Origin of the sequence: Roseibium porphyridii (genome assembly GCF_026191725.2) — a bacterium.
In the GTDB taxonomy this organism is placed as follows: Bacteria; Pseudomonadota; Alphaproteobacteria; order Rhizobiales; family Stappiaceae; genus Roseibium; species Roseibium porphyridii.
Map to the genome: position 1 here is coordinate 4,358,593 of NZ_CP120863.1, position 17,496 is coordinate 4,376,088.

16 protein-coding genes and 2 tRNA genes are annotated in these 17,496 nt (G+C 55.1%); 9 read left to right on the top strand and 9 right to left on the bottom strand.

Features of this window, described 5'->3' with window-relative positions; genetic code table 11:
* Window positions 1-52: 52 nt before the first annotated feature.
* A complete protein-coding gene (locus K1718_RS20165; RefSeq protein ID WP_265681061.1) occupies window positions 53-1,006 on the top strand; it encodes a 2-hydroxyacid dehydrogenase in 954 nt (317 codons plus the stop codon).
* Between the two features lie 18 nt (window positions 1,007-1,024).
* Here K1718_RS20165 and K1718_RS20170 read toward each other — a convergent pair whose 3' ends face one another.
* Entirely contained in the window at window positions 1,025-1,420 is a 396-nt protein-coding gene (locus tag K1718_RS20170; RefSeq protein WP_265681060.1) for a hypothetical protein, read from the bottom strand.
* Between the two features lie 21 nt (window positions 1,421-1,441).
* The gene (bla, locus tag K1718_RS20175) at window positions 1,442-2,335 is read right to left on the bottom strand and encodes a class A beta-lactamase (RefSeq protein WP_265681059.1); all 894 of its coding nucleotides are present in this window, start codon (window positions 2,333-2,335) and stop codon (window positions 1,442-1,444) included.
* A 162-nt stretch (window positions 2,336-2,497) separates the two neighbouring features.
* Between bla and K1718_RS20180 the strand changes: the two genes are divergently transcribed.
* Complete coding sequence (locus K1718_RS20180; protein ID WP_265682516.1) at window positions 2,498-3,382, top strand: LysR family transcriptional regulator; 885 nt, start codon at window positions 2,498-2,500, stop codon at window positions 3,380-3,382.
* Here K1718_RS20180 and mnmC2 read toward each other — a convergent pair.
* The gene (gene mnmC2, locus K1718_RS20185) at window positions 3,379-4,101 is read right to left on the bottom strand and encodes a tRNA (5-methylaminomethyl-2-thiouridine)(34)-methyltransferase MnmC2 (RefSeq protein ID WP_265681058.1); all 723 of its coding nucleotides are present in this window, start codon (window positions 4,099-4,101) and stop codon (window positions 3,379-3,381) included. The genes K1718_RS20180 and mnmC2 overlap by 4 nt on opposite strands.
* A gap of 119 nt (window positions 4,102-4,220) precedes the next feature.
* On the opposite strand from mnmC2, the gene K1718_RS20190 reads away from it, so the two are divergent.
* Window positions 4,221-5,381, top strand: a complete 1,161-nt coding sequence (locus K1718_RS20190) for an NAD(P)/FAD-dependent oxidoreductase (protein ID WP_265681057.1) — start codon at window positions 4,221-4,223, stop codon at window positions 5,379-5,381.
* Window positions 5,382-5,904: 523 nt separating this feature from the next.
* Window positions 5,905-6,378, top strand: coding sequence for a YbaK/EbsC family protein (locus K1718_RS20195; protein ID WP_152502668.1), 474 nt, complete (start codon window positions 5,905-5,907; stop codon window positions 6,376-6,378).
* 13 nt (window positions 6,379-6,391) lie between these two features.
* On the opposite strand, the gene K1718_RS20200 is transcribed toward K1718_RS20195, so the two are convergent.
* Window positions 6,392-7,405, bottom strand: coding sequence for an NAD-dependent epimerase/dehydratase family protein (locus tag K1718_RS20200; protein WP_265681056.1), 1,014 nt, complete (start codon window positions 7,403-7,405; stop codon window positions 6,392-6,394).
* Window positions 7,406-7,573: 168 nt separating this feature from the next.
* Between K1718_RS20200 and galE the strand changes: the two genes are divergently transcribed.
* Window positions 7,574-8,563, top strand: coding sequence for a UDP-glucose 4-epimerase GalE (galE, locus tag K1718_RS20205; RefSeq protein ID WP_265681055.1), 990 nt, complete (start codon window positions 7,574-7,576; stop codon window positions 8,561-8,563).
* Between the two features lie 35 nt (window positions 8,564-8,598).
* Here galE and cysN read toward each other — a convergent pair whose 3' ends face one another.
* The 3 genes from cysN to cysQ all read right to left on the bottom strand — a co-directional run bounded on the left by cysN (window position 8,599) and on the right by cysQ (window position 12,362).
* Window positions 8,599-10,533, bottom strand: a complete 1,935-nt coding sequence (cysN, locus tag K1718_RS20210; RefSeq protein ID WP_265681054.1) for a sulfate adenylyltransferase subunit CysN — start codon at window positions 10,531-10,533, stop codon at window positions 8,599-8,601.
* 1 nt (window position 10,534) lies between these two features.
* Window positions 10,535-11,464 carry a sulfate adenylyltransferase subunit CysD gene (cysD, locus tag K1718_RS20215; protein WP_152502672.1) on the bottom strand — a complete coding sequence of 310 codons (930 nt, stop codon included), beginning with the start codon at window positions 11,462-11,464 and terminating at the stop codon, window positions 10,535-10,537.
* 61 nt (window positions 11,465-11,525) lie between these two features.
* Window positions 11,526-12,362: a 3'(2'),5'-bisphosphate nucleotidase CysQ gene (cysQ, locus tag K1718_RS20220; protein WP_152502673.1), complete on the bottom strand. Its 837-nt coding sequence runs from the start codon at window positions 12,360-12,362 to the stop codon at window positions 11,526-11,528.
* 301 nt (window positions 12,363-12,663) lie between these two features.
* On the opposite strand from cysQ, the gene K1718_RS20225 reads away from it, so the two are divergent.
* Complete coding sequence (locus tag K1718_RS20225; protein ID WP_152502674.1) at window positions 12,664-13,167, top strand: PilZ domain-containing protein; 504 nt, start codon at window positions 12,664-12,666, stop codon at window positions 13,165-13,167.
* Between the two features lie 186 nt (window positions 13,168-13,353).
* Here the strand turns inward: K1718_RS20225 and K1718_RS20230 are convergent, their stop codons facing one another.
* Window positions 13,354-15,276, bottom strand: a complete 1,923-nt coding sequence (locus K1718_RS20230) for an acyl CoA:acetate/3-ketoacid CoA transferase (RefSeq protein WP_265681053.1) — start codon at window positions 15,274-15,276, stop codon at window positions 13,354-13,356.
* A 54-nt stretch (window positions 15,277-15,330) separates the two neighbouring features.
* Here K1718_RS20230 and K1718_RS20235 point away from each other — a divergent pair, with 54 nt between their 5' ends.
* Window positions 15,331-15,501 (top strand): hypothetical protein, encoded by a 171-nt coding sequence (locus tag K1718_RS20235; protein ID WP_265681052.1) that lies wholly within the window; start codon window positions 15,331-15,333, stop codon window positions 15,499-15,501.
* Between the two features lie 826 nt (window positions 15,502-16,327).
* Here the strand turns inward: K1718_RS20235 and K1718_RS20240 are convergent.
* A tRNA-Gln gene (locus K1718_RS20240) sits at window positions 16,328-16,402 on the bottom strand.
* Between the two features lie 366 nt (window positions 16,403-16,768).
* Between K1718_RS20240 and K1718_RS20245 the strand changes: the two genes are divergently transcribed.
* Both K1718_RS20245 and K1718_RS20250 read left to right on the top strand, forming a co-directional pair.
* Window positions 16,769-16,845: transfer RNA gene (locus K1718_RS20245), tRNA-Pro, on the top strand.
* A gap of 160 nt (window positions 16,846-17,005) precedes the next feature.
* Entirely contained in the window at window positions 17,006-17,455 is a 450-nt protein-coding gene (locus K1718_RS20250; RefSeq protein ID WP_265681051.1) for a hypothetical protein, read from the top strand.
* Window positions 17,456-17,496 lie beyond the last annotated feature (41 nt).

The following is a 17,496-nucleotide window of genomic DNA, read 5'->3' on the forward strand; positions in this document are numbered from 1 at the left end:
TTCGACGTAATGTCGCCCGGACAGCCTGTTTAATTCCTTCCGGAAAATCCCCATGACTGCGATCGACATACTTCTTCCCCGTCCAACCTTGCCTATTGTCGAGGAGCAACTGGATGCGGCGTTTACGGTACATCGGTCCTATAAGGCCGAAGATCCCGACGCCATGCTGCGTGAAGTGGGCAACAAGATCCGAGGCGTTGCCATGGCGTTTGGTGCAGTCGACGCACAGTTGCTGGCCAAGATCCCGAATGTGGAAATCGTCTCCAGTCTCGGCGTGGGCTACGATCACATCAACATTCCCGACTGCAAGGCAGCGAATGTAATGGTGACCCACACCCCGGACGTGTTGTCCGACGAGGTTGCCGATACGGCCATCGGATTAATGATCATGACAATCCGGGAACTCGGTCAGGCCGAACAGTGGCTGCGGCAGGGAAACTGGCTTGCAAAGGGCCCCTACCCTCTGACCCAGGCCACACTGCGCGGACGCACACTCGGAGTATTCGGATTGGGCCGCATCGGCAAGGAAATCGCCAAGCGGGCGGAAGCCTTTGGCATGTCGATCCGCTACCACGGCCGGAACCCGCAAAAAGACGTTGCCTATCCCTATGACGACAGTCTGGAAGGTCTGGCCGAGGCTTGCGATACGCTGATGGTGGTCGCCCCGGGGGGTGCTGCCACCGAACATGCGGTCAACGCGAAGGTGCTGGAAAAACTCGGCCCTGATGGCATCGTCCTCAATATTGGCCGGGGAAGTGTTATTGATGAAACTGCTTTGATCGAGGCTCTTGAAAACGGCACGATTTACGGGGCTGGACTTGATGTCTTCGAACAAGAACCGCAAGTTCCCGAAGCTTTGCTGAGGTTGCCGCGCGTCACCGTGCTGCCTCATGTGGGTTCGGCGTCACAAGCAACCCGCAATGCAATGGGCCAGCTTGTCGTCGACAACCTGACCAGCTGGTTCAAGTCCGGCCGGGCGGTTACTCCCGTTCCGGAAATGACCTAGAAACACAACCAACCTTTTTCAGTCAGCGCCACCAGGCCCGGGTTCAACCGGGCACCGGAAAGGCGTGAAAGTGCTGCCCATGTTTGCACTCACGCTCATCATGATTATCAGATCGGCGAACGCAAAATCTGCTTCCGTCTTCGGGCAGACAGGCTTGTTGGAAAGACAGCCCGCCTCAATGAAGGCATTGCTGTCTTTCAGGAATTCAGGCGTCAAATTCGGTTCACCAACCATGGCCAAGGCCCGCGTCGACATCTCCTGATAATGAGCACAGTTCCGCTGCCGCCGTTCATCCCGGCTTTCCGCCAGCGCGTGAGTGGCAACACCTGTTCCCAGGCAAGCGACCACACAAAGCGCTGCAAGTGCTGACAAGAACCTGATCACGACTTGAACTCCAAGCGACGCCGGGAACATGAGCTTTGGCCTCCGAATGGCTTACGGTTTCAGGGCTGAAGCAATCGCGCGGCCGATATCGGCTATTGCCTGGTTGCGTGCCTTGAAAGAGGCCTGCGTTTCGGTGATATAGACCGCGACAACGACGGGAGCCCGACCTTCCGGCCAGATGACGGCGATGTTGCTGCGCGATCCGTTCCCTCCTGCCCCGGTCTTGTCAGCCACCTTCCAACCTGCCGGCAATCCAGCTCTCAGCGTTAAGTTCCCAACGCGATTGTCTTCCAACCAGCTTTGCAGCTGATTTTTCGCGTCAGCGCTCAGAGCGTTTCCCAAAACCAGTTTCTGCAAAGTGGCGGCGGCCGCTGCGGGCGTCGTCGTATCCCGTTCATCTCCAGGCTGGCCATAATTCATCTCAGGCTCGCGCCTGTCGAGACGTGTGACCGTGTCTCCGATCCCGCGCAAGTAGCGGTTCAGTGCGTCAGGTCCACCTATTTCGTCCAGAACAAGATTGGCCGCTGTATTGTCACTTTTCGTCACGGTCGCCTCGCAGAGTTCCAGGAGGGTCATACCATCGGTTCCAACCTTGGTTTCCGTGACTGGAGAATAGGACACGAGATCCGCCCCTCGGATCTCAACACGCCGGGTGGGATCCGTTTCTCCAGCTTCGCCCTGATGCAACAATGCAGCGCACAGAAAAGTCTTGAAGGTGCTGTTAAGAGGAAAACGCTCCTGTGCACGATGTATCCAGTTTTCTCCGGTCTGCCTGTCAACAACGACAACGCCAATGCGTGCCGAAAGACGCGCCTGCGCATCCTTTACAGCTCTCTCGATCGGCGCAGGGTCGAATTCGGCTGCGAATGCCGCCTGCTGGTGACCGGTCACCCCAACGGCAACAAGAGACAATCCAAAGGCGGCGCGGCGAATAAGATGGTTCATCGTTAAATCTCTAAGATTTCGGGTTGTGTTTCGGACCGTCGATGCGCGCCCCAAAGCACTGCCGGTCCAGCAAGATCTTCACAATGCCTTGGTAATAGACATCAAACAAACGATCATTTATGACGTCTGACATGAGAAAAACTTAGCCATTCGGAGACTGACATCGATATCTCGCAATTGCCGCTCAACGCCCTCAGGGCATTCGAGGCGTCCGCCCGGCTGCAGAGTTTTACAAGAGCGGGACTGGAACTTCGTGTCTCTCAGACTGCCATCAGCCATCAGGTGAAGGCGCTGGAAGAACGGCTGGGCGTTGAACTCTTCGAACGGCTGCCGCGCGGTGTAAACCTGACAGAAGAAGGTCAGGCCCTTGTGCCTGTCCTTAGCGACGCGTTCCGCCGCATGAGCGCAACCCTGAAAAGGTTCGAGGACGGCAACTTTCGCGAAGTCCTGACACTTGGCATCGTGGGAACATTTGCCACCGGCTGGCTGTTGCCGCGTCTCAAAGACTTTTCGGCTGCCAACCCGCAGATCGACCTGCGCCTGCGGACGAACAACAACCGCGCTGACATCCTGGCCGATGGTCTGGATTGTTTCATCCGCTTCGGAGACGGAGCCTGGCACGGCACGAATGCAGTCAAACTGATGTCGGCAGCAATGTCGCCTGTTTGCGCACCGGCAATAGCAACACGGCTAGTTACTCCGGGAGATCTGGCTAACTTTCCGCTGCTGAGGTCCTATCGGATTGATGAATGGGCGCTGTGGTTTCAGGCTGTTTCACTGCCCGCGCCCAGGACACGTGGCTGGATGTTCGATTCTTCCCTGACCATGGTTGAGGCTGTCGCACAAAACGCAGGTGTCGGACTTGTCCCGGTCGGCATGTTTCAGTCTGACCTCAAAAGCGGACGCATCTTTCAGCCCTTCCAGGCAGGCGTCAGTATCGGCAGCTACTGGCTCACCTGGTTGAAGTCGCGAGAGGAGACGGGCGCCATGCAGAAGTTCCGGCATTGGCTGGAAACCGAAACAAAGTCTGAAAACGGCCTGGACTAAGCTTTCCGGCCGATGACCATTTCCCGTTTGCCTGCAAAACCGCTTTTCTTTTCAATGAGAAATCCTGCGGCCACCAGGTTGCGCCGAACCCAGCCCGCAGCCGTATAGGTGGCCAACGTCCCTTCAGGAGCAGTCAGGTCCGCCGCTGACCTCAATAGACCCGCATCCCAAAGTTCCGGATTGCGCGCAGGGCTGAAGCCATCAAGAAACCAGGCATCGACAAGTGGAATGACAATACTGCTCGTATCGGCGGCCTGAGTTTCAGGCTTCAGGTCCTTGATCAACTCCCGAGCATCGCCCACGCCCAGAACCAGGTTTGCACCGGCGACATTGACCTGCATCCACCCGGTCCGCGGCTGCCACTTTTCAACAAGTTCACCTGCCAGGTCGGAAAGCTCCGGAAACGCATTGAGCGCCTTTGCAAGCTGGTCGGTGGTCATCGGAAAGAGTTCAAAAGACACGAAGGTCAGTTCCGGCGGATTTTCAACGGCCCGCGAGGCAGCAAGCGCTGTCAGAAAATTCAGGCCCGTGCCGAAACCGAATTCGGCAATTGTAAATGTCTTTGTCGTTTCAAAACGGGCAGGAAGTTGGTTTCCGGCAAGAAAAACGTGACGCGTTTCAGCCAAGCCGCCTGCCTTTGAGAAATAGGTATCTTCAAATCCCATCGCTTTCGGGACATCTCCGTCCAGCCATTGCAGTTCAGGTGGATTTGTCGACATATCACTTCACATCAATCGGTTGTCGTCAGCGACAGGCTTCACATTTGCCGCAATTGCCATTGCCTGACGCTTCTCATATGAGAGCCGGAGGGCTCAATCAACCAGCAAGGTTTTTCAACATGGCGCACGGCCAAGCCGCCTCATACGACATCGCAATTGCCGGTGCAGGCATTTTCGGCCTGTCAATTGCCTATGCAGCAATCAAGGCTGGCCAGAAGGTGATCGTATTCGAAGCAGAAAAGGTTGGCGCAGGTTCAAGCGGCGGGCTGCTTGGCGCTTTGATGCCCCATATGCCGGCACGCTGGAACCCGAAAAAGGAATTTCAGTTCCAGGCGCTTTTGAGCCTGGAAAATCATGTTCGGCAACTCGAAACCGAAACGGGTCAATCCGTTGGATACAGTCGCTGCGGCCGCATCCTGCCACTCACGACAAAGGACAAGCTTGAGCATCATCTGGAACGCGCTGCAGAAAGCCGGCTCCGCTGGCACCCTGACCAAACCGGTTTCACTTATGCCGTTGAGCCAGCCGGCAGCCGTGCAGACTGGCTATCTGCGGATGCAGCGCCGTTCGGTATTGTATACGAGACCCTCGCCGCACGCGTTTCACCCCGGCAATATCTTGCAGCCCTCAGCGCATTTGTTCAAAAGCACGCAACTCTTGTCGAAGACGCTAAGGTCACAGGCTTCGACGAAGCCTCGGGACGCGTAAAGCTCGCAGACGATCAGTCCGCCTTCCAAACCAGCTGCCTCATCCTTGCCGGAGGCTTTTCGACATTCGAACTTGTCGAGCAGTTGACCGGTGAGCGCGTAGGACGCGGCGAAAAGGGACAGGCCTTGGTCCTGGACGGCGCCGGGCTGGAGGGCTATCCCGCGATCTATTGTGACGGCCTATACGTCGTGCCGCATGACAATGGAACGGTTGCGATCGGCAGCACGTCGGACAGGGAATTCACAGACACCCAACCTGCGCCTGACAGGAGCAGGGAACTAATGGAACGCGCCACTGCCTTTTGTCCGAAACTGACAGGCCGCCAACTGATCAAGGATTGGGCCGGCATTCGGCCCCGATGTCATAAGCGCGATCCATTGATCGGCAAACTTCCCGGCCACGAGAAGCTCTTCATTGCAACTGGTGGCTTCAAGATATCGTTCGGCATCGCCCACCGAATAGCGGATGCTCTCATAGCAGAGATTATCGGCGGATCTGCGCCGCATGAGCTGCCCGAGACCTTCAAACCAGCACACCATTTTGGCATCAACCGGTTGGAGGCTGACAGCTGATCAGAGTTGCCGGAATTAGGTTGAGACACGCTTTGAGGAACACAAAGAGGAACACACACCAACAGAAGGTGTTTGTTCTAATCGCAGCAAATTCAATGGAGTGCTAGAGGGCAGCCACAACGGCGTAAAGACCATAAATGGTCGCTGAAATAGAACCCCAAAACAGCAAGTTCTTCGCCAACAAAACGGGCATATTCACAGTCCCACCCCGATGAACCGGCGTTGCAGACCGTTTGCGATCCCCACCCCTGGTGTCACAAACGTCGGACATTGCTGATGCCGTCCTGGCCATACCGGCTACCTTCAAAAATGGTGTTCAGCGGTGCAATTGGATTAGCAGTTCCAACTCCGCATCTCACCGTTTAAAAGGTAAATAGTTAATTACCACTTAAAGTCACTATGGATACATTAATAAAATAGACCATGATGAAATCATGACGCTACACAAAATTATCCCGTATTTTTTAAATTTTCGCCCCGGAATTCAGATATCTCCTCTTTGGCAAAAGGTTCTGTGACCAATATGAGCTTAGAAAGCGTCCGTGCCCACTTTGAAAATGTTGCACCTGAACTGGAGGTTCTTGTCACGGCCGAGAGCAGTGCAACCGTAGATCTTGCAGCTCAGGCGCATGGCGTCGCACCGGGACAGATCGCCAAAACCCTGTCGTTCCAGCTCAAGGACAAAATCTTTCTTGTGGTCACGCGTGGCGATGTCCGGCTAGACAACAAGAAGGCCAAGGCGGCCTTTGGCGGCAAAGTCAAAATGCTTGGTCTTGAGGACGTCGAGCGGCTAACCGGTCATCCCGTTGGCGGCGTCTGCCCTTTCGGACTGGCCGAACCACTACCGGTCTATTGTGATGTGTCGCTGAAGGATTTCGATATCGTCATTCCCGCTGCCGGCGCAACCAACGCGGCCGTCAAGATATCGCCTCAGCGCATGGCGGAGATAACCTCGGCTGAATGGGTCGATGTCTGCCAAACACCATTAAGTCCCTGACGAAATCCGAGCGTCAGATCTGGTAGTAGTCGCGATACCACTCGACAAATCGCCGAACCCCTTCCTGTACTGATGTGACGGGACGATATCCAGTCAATCGCTGAAGCAGATCCGCATTTGCCCAGGTTGCCGGCACGTCGCCTGCTTGCATTGGCATCAGATTGCGCGCCGCCTGCTTGCCGGTCGCATCTTCAATCGCCGCAATGAACTCCGTCAGCTGCACGCTGGTGGAGTTGCCGATATTGACCACCCGCCAGGGCGCAACAGGCGAAAGGCTGTCACCATTCGGTACTTCTTCATCTTCCTCAGGACGAACTGGCACCGCGTCCATTAACAGGCGAATGCCCTCAACGAGGTCTTCCACGTAGGTGAAGTCTCGCTTCATGTCCCCATAATTGTAAACGTCGATCGGTCGTTCTTCGAGAATTGCCTTGGTAAATTTGAAAAGTGCCATGTCGGGGCGGCCCCAGGGCCCATAGACCGTGAAGAACCGGAACATGGTCACCGGTAGATGATAAAGATGGGCATAGGAGTGCGCCATCGATTCCGTCGCCTTCTTTGTCGCTGCATAGAACGAGAGCTGGTGATCCGCCTTGTCGGTTTCCGTATATGGCATTTGCGTATTGGCACCATAGGCCGACGACGTCGACGCCAACAACATGTGCTCCGGCGGATGCGCCCGCGCAGCTTCCAGCAATTCAAACGTTCCGCAAATATTGCTCTCCAGATAGGATCGCGGCGCTTCGATGGAGTATCTGACCCCGGCTTGAGCGGCCAGATGTATGACGAAGTCAGGTGTTTCGGTCTTGAACAGGGTCATGAGCAATTCAGGTGTTTCCACCCGGTCGTTGACCGCTTTGAAATGCTCGTGCTGGAGCAGCATTTGCTGACGTCGCTCCTTCAACCGAACGTCATAGTAATCGGTCATGGCGTCGAGCCCGATGACCCTGAAACCGTCCGCAAGGAGGCGCGTACACAGGAAATAGCCGATAAAGCCGGCAGATCCGGTTACAAGAACGGTTTTCATACTGCGCTCGAAGCCTTCCATCGATGACTGATTTAAAACGCGTCTTAAAGGGCTTCGTATGACCGGGCAATGACAAAGTCCGTTTTCGAACCTGCTTGAGCATTCACCGACCGGGCGCTAAGAAATTGCCATTGCCTTCGTGGCTTCAGTGAAAAGGCTCCAACATTCATGTCCGTTCTTGTCACCGGCGGTGCCGGATACATCGGCAGCCACACAGTGCTCAATTTTCTGGATGCGGGTGAAACACCGATCGTCGTCGACAATCTGAGTACCGGGTTCGATTGGCTGGTGCCCGAGGGCGTTCCTTTTTACCAGCTGGACATCGCGAACAAGGATGCTGTCACCGACATCATGCTTGAGCACAAAGTGGATACCGTCATTCACTTTGCGGGATCGATCATACTGCCGGAATCCATTGAAAATCCGCTCAAATACTATCGCAACAATACTGCAAACTCACTCGGGCTGATGGAAGCTGCAGTCGCGGCGAACGTGCAACACTTTGTGTTTTCCTCGACCGCCGCCGTTTATGGTTTTCCGGACAGCGTTCCGGTTGCCGAGACGGCTCCATTGAGACCTCAAGCACCATATGGCACGTCGAAACTCATGACCGAGCAGATGCTTCTGGATGTCGCAAATGCTCACGATCTTACGATTACTGCGCTGCGTTACTTCAACGTTGCCGGTGCGGACCCGCGCGGACGCGCCGGCCAAGCCACGCACAACGCCACCAATCTCATCAAAGTCGCCTGTGAAGCGGCGACCGGCAAACGGTCATCAATGACTGTATTCGGTCAGGACTATGACACCCCCGATGGAACCGCGATCCGTGACTATATCCACGTTTCGGATCTCGCGATGGCGCATCGCCTTGCTGTTGAACGCATGCGTCACGGCGGAGGCAATCTCATTGTCAATTGCGGCTACGGGCGTGGATTTTCAGTATTGGATGTCGTCCGCGCCGTGAAGAAGGCCTCAGGATCGGATTTCGCTGTCGAGCTGGGGGAACGCCGCCCTGGAGACTGCCCTGAAGTGGTCGCCCAAAGCACGCTTGCTCGAACCGAGTTGGACTGGAAACCTGAACTTGACACCATCGACCAGATTGTCGGGGACGCCTATCGCTGGGAAGACAGTCTCACCCGCAGAAATCGGGTCTGACCGTCTTCTCCCCTTCAGACGTTTCCGTTCAAGATTTAGATCCCGTCTCCGTGGGTTCCTGCATTGGACAAGAAGCCATGGTCGCGCAGATATTCGATGATGTCCTCGGCAACATCTTCAGGATCACGACCGACGTTTCGAATATGTAGTTCCGGGTTTTCCGGTGCTTCATAAGGACTGTCGATACCTGTGAAGTTCTTGATCTCGCCGCGGTCTGCCTTTGCATAAAGTCCTTTCGGATCTCGCTTGCGGCACTCCTCGATCGGCGTATCGACAAAGACTTCGATGAATTCGTCCTCGCCCATCAGATCGCGCGCCAGCCGGCGTTCTGACCTGAACGGCGAGATAAACGAAACCAGCGTAATCAGGCCAGCGTCCGTAAAGAGCTTGGCGACCTCTCCCACCCGGCGAATGTTCTCCACACGGTCAGCGTCGGTAAAGCCCAGGTCCTTGTTGAGACCATGCCGAACGTTGTCGCCATCGAGCGTATAAGTGTGACGCCCTTCGATGTGCAGCTTCTTCTCGACAATCGAGGCAATGGTCGACTTGCCTGACCCGGACAGCCCCGTAAACCAGAGCACTGCGGGTTTTTGGCCGAGTTTTTCCGAGCGCGCGCTTTTGTCGACATCCAAAGCCTGCCAGTGAATGTTGCTGGCACGGCGCAACGCAAACCAGATCAATCCGGCTCCGACGGTCGCATTGGACATGCGGTCGATCAATATAAACGACCCCGTGGAGCGGTTGGCTTCATAGGGATCGAACGGGACTGCAGAGGAGAGCGCGAAATTGCAGAAGGCGATTTCGTTCAGCTCAAGCGTCTTGCCGGCAATATGTTCGAACGTGTTGACGTTGATCTTGTGTTTGATCTCCGAAACGGTCGCCGTCACTGTTCGTGTGCCAAGCTTCAACAAATAGGGGCGCCCTGGCAACAGTGGTTCATCCGACATCCAGATGACATGCGCCGCAAACTGGTCGGCGACATCTGGCCGGTGCGCGGCTGAGGACAAGAGATCGCCTCTGGAAATGTCAATTTCATCTTCGAGCGTGATCGTGACCGCTTCACCCGCTCGAGCTTCGCTGACTTCGCCACCGGTACCTATAATGCTTTGAACCTTCGATGAAGTCGCCGGGCCTGCCACCACAAGTTCTTCGCCAACGCTTACGCGGCCACTCGCCACTGTGCCGGAATAGCCACGGAAATCGAGGTTGGGCCGGTTCACCCATTGAACAGGAAACCGGAACGGGGCTTCAAGGGCGTGTTCGCCGACTTCAATCGTCTCCAGATGTTCCAGAAGATGCGGACCGGAGTACCAGACCATCTTCTCGCTCTTCATGGTGACGTTGTCACCGTAGCGAGCAGACATCGGGATCGCTTGCAGCGTCTCGAAGTCGAAGCCGTTTGCGAATGTCTCGAATTCCTTGCGGATTTCCTCAAAACGATCCTGCGAGTAGCCCACCAGATCAATCTTGTTGACCGCAAGCACCACGTGACGGATCCCCAAGAGGGACGCGATGAACGCATGGCGGCGTGTTTGAACCATCAGGCCGTTACGTGCATCCACCAGCAGAACGGCAAGATCCGCTGTCGAGGCTCCGGTCGCCATGTTGCGCGTGTATTGTTCGTGGCCTGGTGTATCGGCGACGATGAATTTTCGCTTGTCCGTCGCAAAGAAACGATAGGCAACATCAATGGTGATGCCTTGCTCGCGTTCAGCCTCAAGTCCGTCGACAAGCAGAGCAAGATCGATGTCCTCACCAACTGTACCGTGCTTTTTTGAGTCCCTTTCAAGGGCCGCAAGCTGATCTTCGAAGATCAGCTTGGTGTCATAAAGCAACCGCCCGATCAGGGTGGATTTACCGTCATCGACGGAGCCGCACGTCAAAAACCGGAGCTGGTCCTTGCTTTCCTGGGCGAGGATATAGTCGGTGACAGCTGTTTCGGCAGCTTCCTGAACGTCAACACTCGTCATCTTAGAAATATCCTTCCCGCTTCTTTTTCTCCATCGAGGCGCTTTCGTCCTTGTCGATCAGACGACCCTGGCGCTCGGACGTACGGGCAATCAGCATTTCGCGAACAATGGCCGGCAATGTTTCGGCATCAGATTCGATTGCTCCGGTCAGCGGGTAACAGCCCAGTGTGCGGAAACGGACACTTTTTTCTTCGATGACTTCGCCGGGCAAAAGCTTCATTCGATCGTCATCGACCATGATCAGCATTCCATCCCGCTCAACAACAGGACGTTTGGCAGCAAAATAAAGCGGCACCATCGGAATGTTTTCAGTCAGGATGTACTGCCAGATATCCAGCTCAGTCCAGTTCGACAGCGGGAAAGCGCGGATGCTTTCACCCTTGGCGACCCGCGCATTATAAAGGTTCCAGAGCTCGGGACGCTGGTTCTTCGGGTCCCACCCGTGATTGGCATTGCGGAAGGAAAACACCCTCTCCTTGGCGCGAGACTTTTCCTCGTCTCGCCGCGCTCCACCAAAGGCGGCATCGAAGCCATAGTGGTTCAAGGCCTGTTTGAGGGCCTCGGTTTTCATGATGTTTGTATGGACCGAAGATCCGTGATCGAACGGGTTGATGTTCTTCTGCAATCCTTCGGGGTTGGTATGAACGAGCAAATCCAGCCCCAACCGGCTGGCCGTCTCATCACGGAATGTGATCATGTCCCGGAACTTCCACGTGGTATCCACGTGCAGCAACGGGAACGGCGGTTTGGCCGGATAAAACGCTTTCATCGCCAGATGCAGCATCACACCGGAATCCTTACCGATGGAATAGAGCATCACCGGATTGGAAAACTCCGCAGCCACTTCACGGATGATGTGAATGCTTTCCGCTTCCAGTCGCTTCAGATTGCTGAGGCGCTCGGGTGTGATGCCCTGAGATTGCATGTTCATGTTCACTTTTCCATTGTGGCCGCGGACGGCCAAAGTCTTTGTTTCGTCCATTCAGCTGAGATCAGCCGGAAACGGCAAGATCGGCCAATACGGAACGGCAGCCAACCGCGAGAAAATGGGGATTCCGCAAATCGTCTTTAATCGCTTGAGTTGGCACCTGGTAGGTGAAGTCGTTGCCTGTTTCAGCATAGACCAGTGCACCGCCCGCAGCACGCAGCAACGCATCTCCTGCTGCAATATCCCATTGCATTGTCGGCGCCATCCGTGGGTAAAAATCTGCCCGCCCGGCGGCAAGCCAACACAGTTTCAATGAGGAGCCGACATTCAGTTGTTCCGCAACGCCCAACCGGTTTATCAACGCGGCTGTTTCTTCGGACATATGCGAACGGCTGGCCAGAACACTCAAGCCAGACTGCGGTGGGGTCCGCACCGAAATAGCTGCAACGTCCACAATTTTTCCAGCCTCGATCCGCCCTTTGAAGGCGCTCTGTTGGTCGTTTGCTGACAATGCGCCGCCCCAATAGATCTCACCCAGCGCCGGTGCGGAAACGACACCGAACACAGGGCAGCCATCCTCGATCAGGGCAATGTTGACGGTGAATTCTCCATTCCTCTTGAGGAACTCCTTGGTACCGTCCAGCGGATCCACCAGAAAATACCGTCCCTCGACAACCGGTAATTCTCCAGCTTCGACGGATTCTTCCGCGACCACTGGAATTTCGGGGAAAATCTTTGACAGTCCGGCCAGAATAACCTTTTCGGCAGCCGCATCAGCCACGGTCACAGGCGATCCGTCCGACTTGTTTTCCACTTCGAACGGCTCGGCATAAACCTTCAGGATCTCCTCACCAGCTTGCACGGCAAGCTGGTTCAATAAGGATATCTTTTCTTCCGTCATCAACACCTCTTCAAGCGCAGTTCCTCTGGAGCCCTGCGCTTTTTCCGCTTCATGAGCGTCGCCGTAAATAAAAGGAACAATGTGTATCAATTCAAGGAATGGTGTTCCACGAAACCGGCAGAATGGAAAACACACGAAACTGTCTCGCCCCGACTTATGCGGTTTTGTTCCGCCGCTCAAGAAAACGTTCGAGGCAGTTGGCCTCTTTCAACGATCAGATTCACTTCTTGGCAAGGGCTTTTGGCTAAACTTACAGGCCAAGGGTGGTAAAAACCCCGAGTTATTGGAGAAATAAGTCGCCATGTCGGACACCAGTCCCTCGCTGCAGGCAGATTCGGAAGAGGCCACGGAAATGGTTCCGCGTGCCCGCCGTGCACGTGTGTACAAAAAGGGGAAAATGGTTTTCCAAAACGGCCTGCGTTCCATTCCTTGCATCGTGCGCAACATATCCCAAGGTGGCGCACTGCTGGAATTTGAGCAGGCCTATATGCTCCCCAAGCACTTCGAGCTCTACATCGACTTGGAAGACTATGAAGTCAGCTGCGAACGCCGTTGGGAAGAGGGCTTGCGCTGCGGTGTCATGTTCATCGGTGAGAAGCGGCAAGTGGCGCAAATGCGCGCCCAGTCGCTGAAAACATCCGAAGAAGCCCTGACAAAAGACGACGACCAGTATGTCGATAGTACCGGAGGCTTTTTCGATCGGCGCAAGGCTGACGACAGGCGGCCGGTAAAGCCGGGTGAACCCTTGAGCCGCCCGCGACCTGGTTCGGCCGGCGGGAAACCTACCTTCGGAAAACGTCGCTAAAGGTATTTGGTTCTAGCAGACCTGAAAGCCCCTCAGATCCTCTGACGGGGCTTTTTTACTGCGTTTCTGCTTGGCATCGATTTTTCAACAACTTGCAATCCAAGAGAGACCGCTGTCCATAAAATGAGAATCGCCGAAGGAGCTCTCTTCAGCTGAAACGACGGCGGAATTGCGCTGCCCGCCCGGCTATTCCTGACTGTCCAGAAAGGCCTGCGCCGATTGCCTTGTCTCGTAGATGTGAGAGGCCCCTTTCAAGGTCTCTCCGAGCTTCAGGCGCATGAAGGCCGACCCGGAATACCGGGTCACTGTGTTGTAAAACCGACTTTCAAGATCAGCGACCATTTCCGCATAGTCGTTGGCAATGTCATCATCCAGGTGAAAACCATCATAATTGACAATCACATCGACACGCTCGCTCAAGGGACCGCAGACCCGCTCAACCTGATCGCGGACCTGCTCCACTTCGGTCCGTGTGCGGATGCGCATCTTTTCAAAGTTGATGAAAAGCCGGTCGTGGGGAGGATCGAGCGCGATACGCTCGGGCAGATCGAGATGCAACAATTCGCGCCTCAGGTCCATTGGCCCTTCAGCAAAGAGACGTGCATCCATCTCCTGGAGTTCACCCATGATCGGCCGGAACCCCATACGGTCCAGGATATCGCGATCGACATCGATGCCCGGTGCAACTTCGGTCAGGACGAGCCCTTCTTCGCTCAGCTTGAAAACGCAACGCTCCGTAACATAAAGCACTGGCTGCCCGAGGCGCGCAGCCCGTCGTCCTGAAAATGTGACTTGTTCCACGTCGCTCAGGAATTTGCGCGACGATCCTTCGTTCACAACCTCCATCCGACCGTCCGTCAACCTGACCTGCAGCCCCTTGGCCGTAAAAGTACCGGCAAAGACAAGCGATTTGGCGTTCTGACTGATATTGATGAACCCACCTGCCCCCGCAAGGCGCGGCCCGAAGCGGGACACATTGACGTTGCCAAGGGTATCAGCCTGAGCAAGCCCAAGACAGGCCATGTCCAGTCCGCCGCCGTCATAAAAATCAAATTGCGAGTTCTGGGGAATGACGGCATCGACATCCACGGCCGCACCGAAATCGAGACCGGACGCCGGCTGCCCCCCGACAACCCCAGGCTCTGCCGTCAGGGTGACGTGGTTCAGCATGCCCTCCTCTGCCGCTACCGCGGCCACCCCTTCCGGCATTCCTATGCCGAGGTTTATGACGCCGTTGACCGGAAGCTCAAACGCGCAGCGCCTTGCGATGATCTTGCGCGGTCCGAGCGGCATCGCCGGGATTTCACCGGCAGGGGGTCGAATGCGGTTGGTGAAGGCATGGGAAAAGTCAGTCTTGTAGGTCTGCATGTGGTTTTCCGGCTTCGCCACCACCACGGCATCAACCAGAATACCGGGTATCTGGACGTCGCGCGCCTGCAGACTGCGACCGCGAGCAAGGCGCTCAACCTGCACAATCACCACACCCCCTGCATTCTTGACCGCCATGGCTTGCGCCAGATTGTCGATCACCAATGCTTCGCGTTCCATCGTGACATTGCCTGCCTCATCCGCCGTTGTGCCGCGCAGCAAGGCAACGGTCAGCTTCGGGGCCGGATAATAAAGATACTCCTCTCCACCCAGTTTCATCAGGTCAATTTGAGGTTCGGTGGACATGTCATTGATAGCGCCGCCGCCATTGCGCGGATCGACGAATGTCTCAAGCCCGACTTTTGACAACATGCCCGGTTTACCGGCTGCGGCGTCCCGGTAGAGTTGGCTGATACATCCCTGAGGCAGGTTCCAACCCTGAATTTTTCCCGAAACGGCAAGCTCGGCCACTTTCGGGATCAGTCCCCAGTGACCGCCAACCACCTTTTTCAGAAGGCCATGATGACCGAGCCGGTTCAGGCCCCTGTGCTTTCCATCTCCCTGACCGGCTGCAAAAAACAACGAGAGGTTTCTGGGTGTCCCGTGCGCCAGAAATCTTGCTTCAATCGCCGCAAGAAGCTCATCAGGAACACCTATACCGACAAAACCGGATGTTGTGATGGTGTCGCCGTCCTTCACCAGGGCAGCGGCATCCGACGCAGAGACAACCTTCCGCCGCATGAAATCCTCCCAGTTGTTTTTTCCAGTTTGGAACGGGCAAGGACGCGGCGTCCAGTGGCAACTTTTTTCTTGTCGATGTTCGTTGGCGTGACAGGGCCAGGAAAAGACACGCGCCTTCGCGGTCTTGCGGTCAACTCAAAGGCTCAACGAAAGGTACAGGCGGCGCAGGACATCCAACGACCAATGCGTCGGCGTACCGAAATCACGCCAGCAGGTGAAGCCTGACTTCAGCGCTCGCTTCAGACGGCCATGCGGTCACAATAGGCCTGCAAGTGCTTACTGCGTAGCGTAGAAAGTCTATCGGATTTTTTTAGAGTGTGGAGAGTTGAAAACCATTTAGAAACAAAGGCTTCACGGCGAAGTACTCTGAAGGCCGGACAAACAAAAAGGGTGCCGGTTTGCACCAGCACCCCCCTGTTTGGAGCAAGACGCTTGTTTCAGCTGCGTTTCCGAAGAAACGCGATGCCAAATCGATCCTGGTCTCCTGACCTTCAAGCTTCCTTCCAGAAGCCTTTCAGCCCATGCGCACGAAATCTGGCGGATTTCGAACCCACGCCGGTCTCACGGATAGCCCGCCGTTACCGGTTTGCCGGAGCGCCATCTGCGTCACGTGGCCGCTGAAAGCGCATCCCATGTGGTCTCCCAAAACCTTCTGGTAAGCTCTCCCGAAGGATAACCCCCAGTCAATCTGGGCATGGGCTACTGATTACCCAGTTTGGTGACCCGCTTACCAGGGCGGAACCTGTCTGGCTCAGTAGTTGATATGATAGTGGCCAAATATTTACTTACTGTCTACTGAGATATTTACTTTTCAACATCTACAGAATAAGCCTGTTGACAACTTGTGTATAAAATCACTCACGAGTAAGCTTTCCATTTTAACTACAAAATCTTATGCGATTTGTCGGATTTTACTTCTGCAACGCAGCAAATAGAGGATATTTCTGCGGCACTGCGTCAATTCATGACTGCTGCGATCAGACGTTTCAGCAGGACACAGCTGAACTCCGGAAGGGAGCTTTGAAAGGCTTCAAATCTTAAGAGAGAAAGTTGGCTGGGGTGGCAGGATTCGAACCTGCGCATGGCGGTACCAAAAACCGCTGCCTTACCGCTTGGCTACACCCCAAGGCCGTGGGAGAGGTGTATAACGGGGCCGCTTCTGAAGCGCAAGCCTTCCCAGGCTCAATCTTTGAGCTGTTTGGAGTGGTTTTCCCCAGAAGGCTTTGCACCTTGTTTGAACCGACAAGACAGGGCTCGTGTGGAAGCCTATGTAGCGATAGAATTTTCGGAAAATTCTTGGCGCTGACTGCCGTAAAGAAATACCTCTGTTTCAGCCTAACTTTCTGAATTTGTTTTGGAAACCAAAAAAGTCCTACCCGTTTCAGCAATTCTCTTGCGGGATCAAGTCAGCTTTGCTAAATGACCCTCCACGCAGCGGGCCCTTGCCATGCTGTTCCCGATGGATCTAGTCTTATGCGATCCAATAAAGTGTCGGAGTGTAGCGCAGCCTGGTAGCGCACCTCGTTCGGGACGAGGGGGTCGGAGGTTCGAATCCTCTCACTCCGACCATTTTTCCTCTAAAGCGTTGATATACGTTGGTATTCGGCTTCTTGGCAGAACAGGTTTCTTGCGAAGGTTGAGACAGTTCGCTGTTTCGTATGATCAGCATCATCGACTTCGTTCGTTCGCAGTTGCATACTCCTGCTGATTTCAGTCCTGGGCAACAATCATGAAGTTTGTGCTTGCAGTTGTTTATCTTCTTTTGCCGGTTTCACTCGCCAATGCCGCAGACACCCTGAGCCTTCAGGATGCGCGTAAGGTGGCTGGGGACCTTCATTCCAAAAACGTCGTCGTTGCCGGGATGCTTGCCCAGGCAAGTGGCGCGCCGCCAAATCAGCAAAGAGACACCTATCGCGCGGGTGTTCTTGAACTGCTTGACGCCAGTTTGGCGTTTCAATCGAAATGGTCTGCCGACACGCTTGCAGCAACCAGTGCCACTCCGCCCAGACTAAGCGAACTGAATGTATTTTCCCCCTGTCTGTGGCTTGCAAACACCCTGACCGAGCTGTCATTTGAGTTGGCTGAAAGCCGACAGTGGAAGGACAGGTTCTCTGAGGAGGTTGCCGAACACACAGACGCTTGCGACGCTGCGTTGGGTTTGCGGTCTGATGCAAATTGAAGAAAGACCCTCACGCATAAAAGTTTCCTCTCGAGCATCCT

Coding starts and splice junctions, on each gene's coding strand:
- K1718_RS20165 (WP_265681061.1), top strand. CDS start 53: ATGACTGCGATCGACATACTTCTTCCCCGTCCAACCTTGCCTATTGTC.
- K1718_RS20225 (WP_152502674.1), top strand. CDS start 12,664: ATGTCGGACACCAGTCCCTCGCTGCAGGCAGATTCGGAAGAGGCCACG.
- mnmC2 (WP_265681058.1), bottom strand. CDS start 4,101: ATGTCGACAAATCCACCTGAACTGCAATGGCTGGACGGAGATGTCCCG.
- cysN (WP_265681054.1), bottom strand. CDS start 10,533: ATGACGAGTGTTGACGTTCAGGAAGCTGCCGAAACAGCTGTCACCGAC.
- K1718_RS20195 (WP_152502668.1), top strand. CDS start 5,905: ATGAGCTTAGAAAGCGTCCGTGCCCACTTTGAAAATGTTGCACCTGAA.
- K1718_RS20200 (WP_265681056.1), bottom strand. CDS start 7,405: ATGAAAACCGTTCTTGTAACCGGATCTGCCGGCTTTATCGGCTATTTC.
- cysQ (WP_152502673.1), bottom strand. CDS start 12,362: ATGACGGAAGAAAAGATATCCTTATTGAACCAGCTTGCCGTGCAAGCT.
- K1718_RS20250 (WP_265681051.1), top strand. CDS start 17,006: ATGAAGTTTGTGCTTGCAGTTGTTTATCTTCTTTTGCCGGTTTCACTC.
- galE (WP_265681055.1), top strand. CDS start 7,574: ATGTCCGTTCTTGTCACCGGCGGTGCCGGATACATCGGCAGCCACACA.
- K1718_RS20230 (WP_265681053.1), bottom strand. CDS start 15,276: ATGCGGCGGAAGGTTGTCTCTGCGTCGGATGCCGCTGCCCTGGTGAAG.
- cysD (WP_152502672.1), bottom strand. CDS start 11,464: ATGAACATGCAATCTCAGGGCATCACACCCGAGCGCCTCAGCAATCTG.
- K1718_RS20170 (WP_265681060.1), bottom strand. CDS start 1,420: ATGTTCCCGGCGTCGCTTGGAGTTCAAGTCGTGATCAGGTTCTTGTCA.
- bla (WP_265681059.1), bottom strand. CDS start 2,335: ATGAACCATCTTATTCGCCGCGCCGCCTTTGGATTGTCTCTTGTTGCC.
- K1718_RS20190 (WP_265681057.1), top strand. CDS start 4,221: ATGGCGCACGGCCAAGCCGCCTCATACGACATCGCAATTGCCGGTGCA.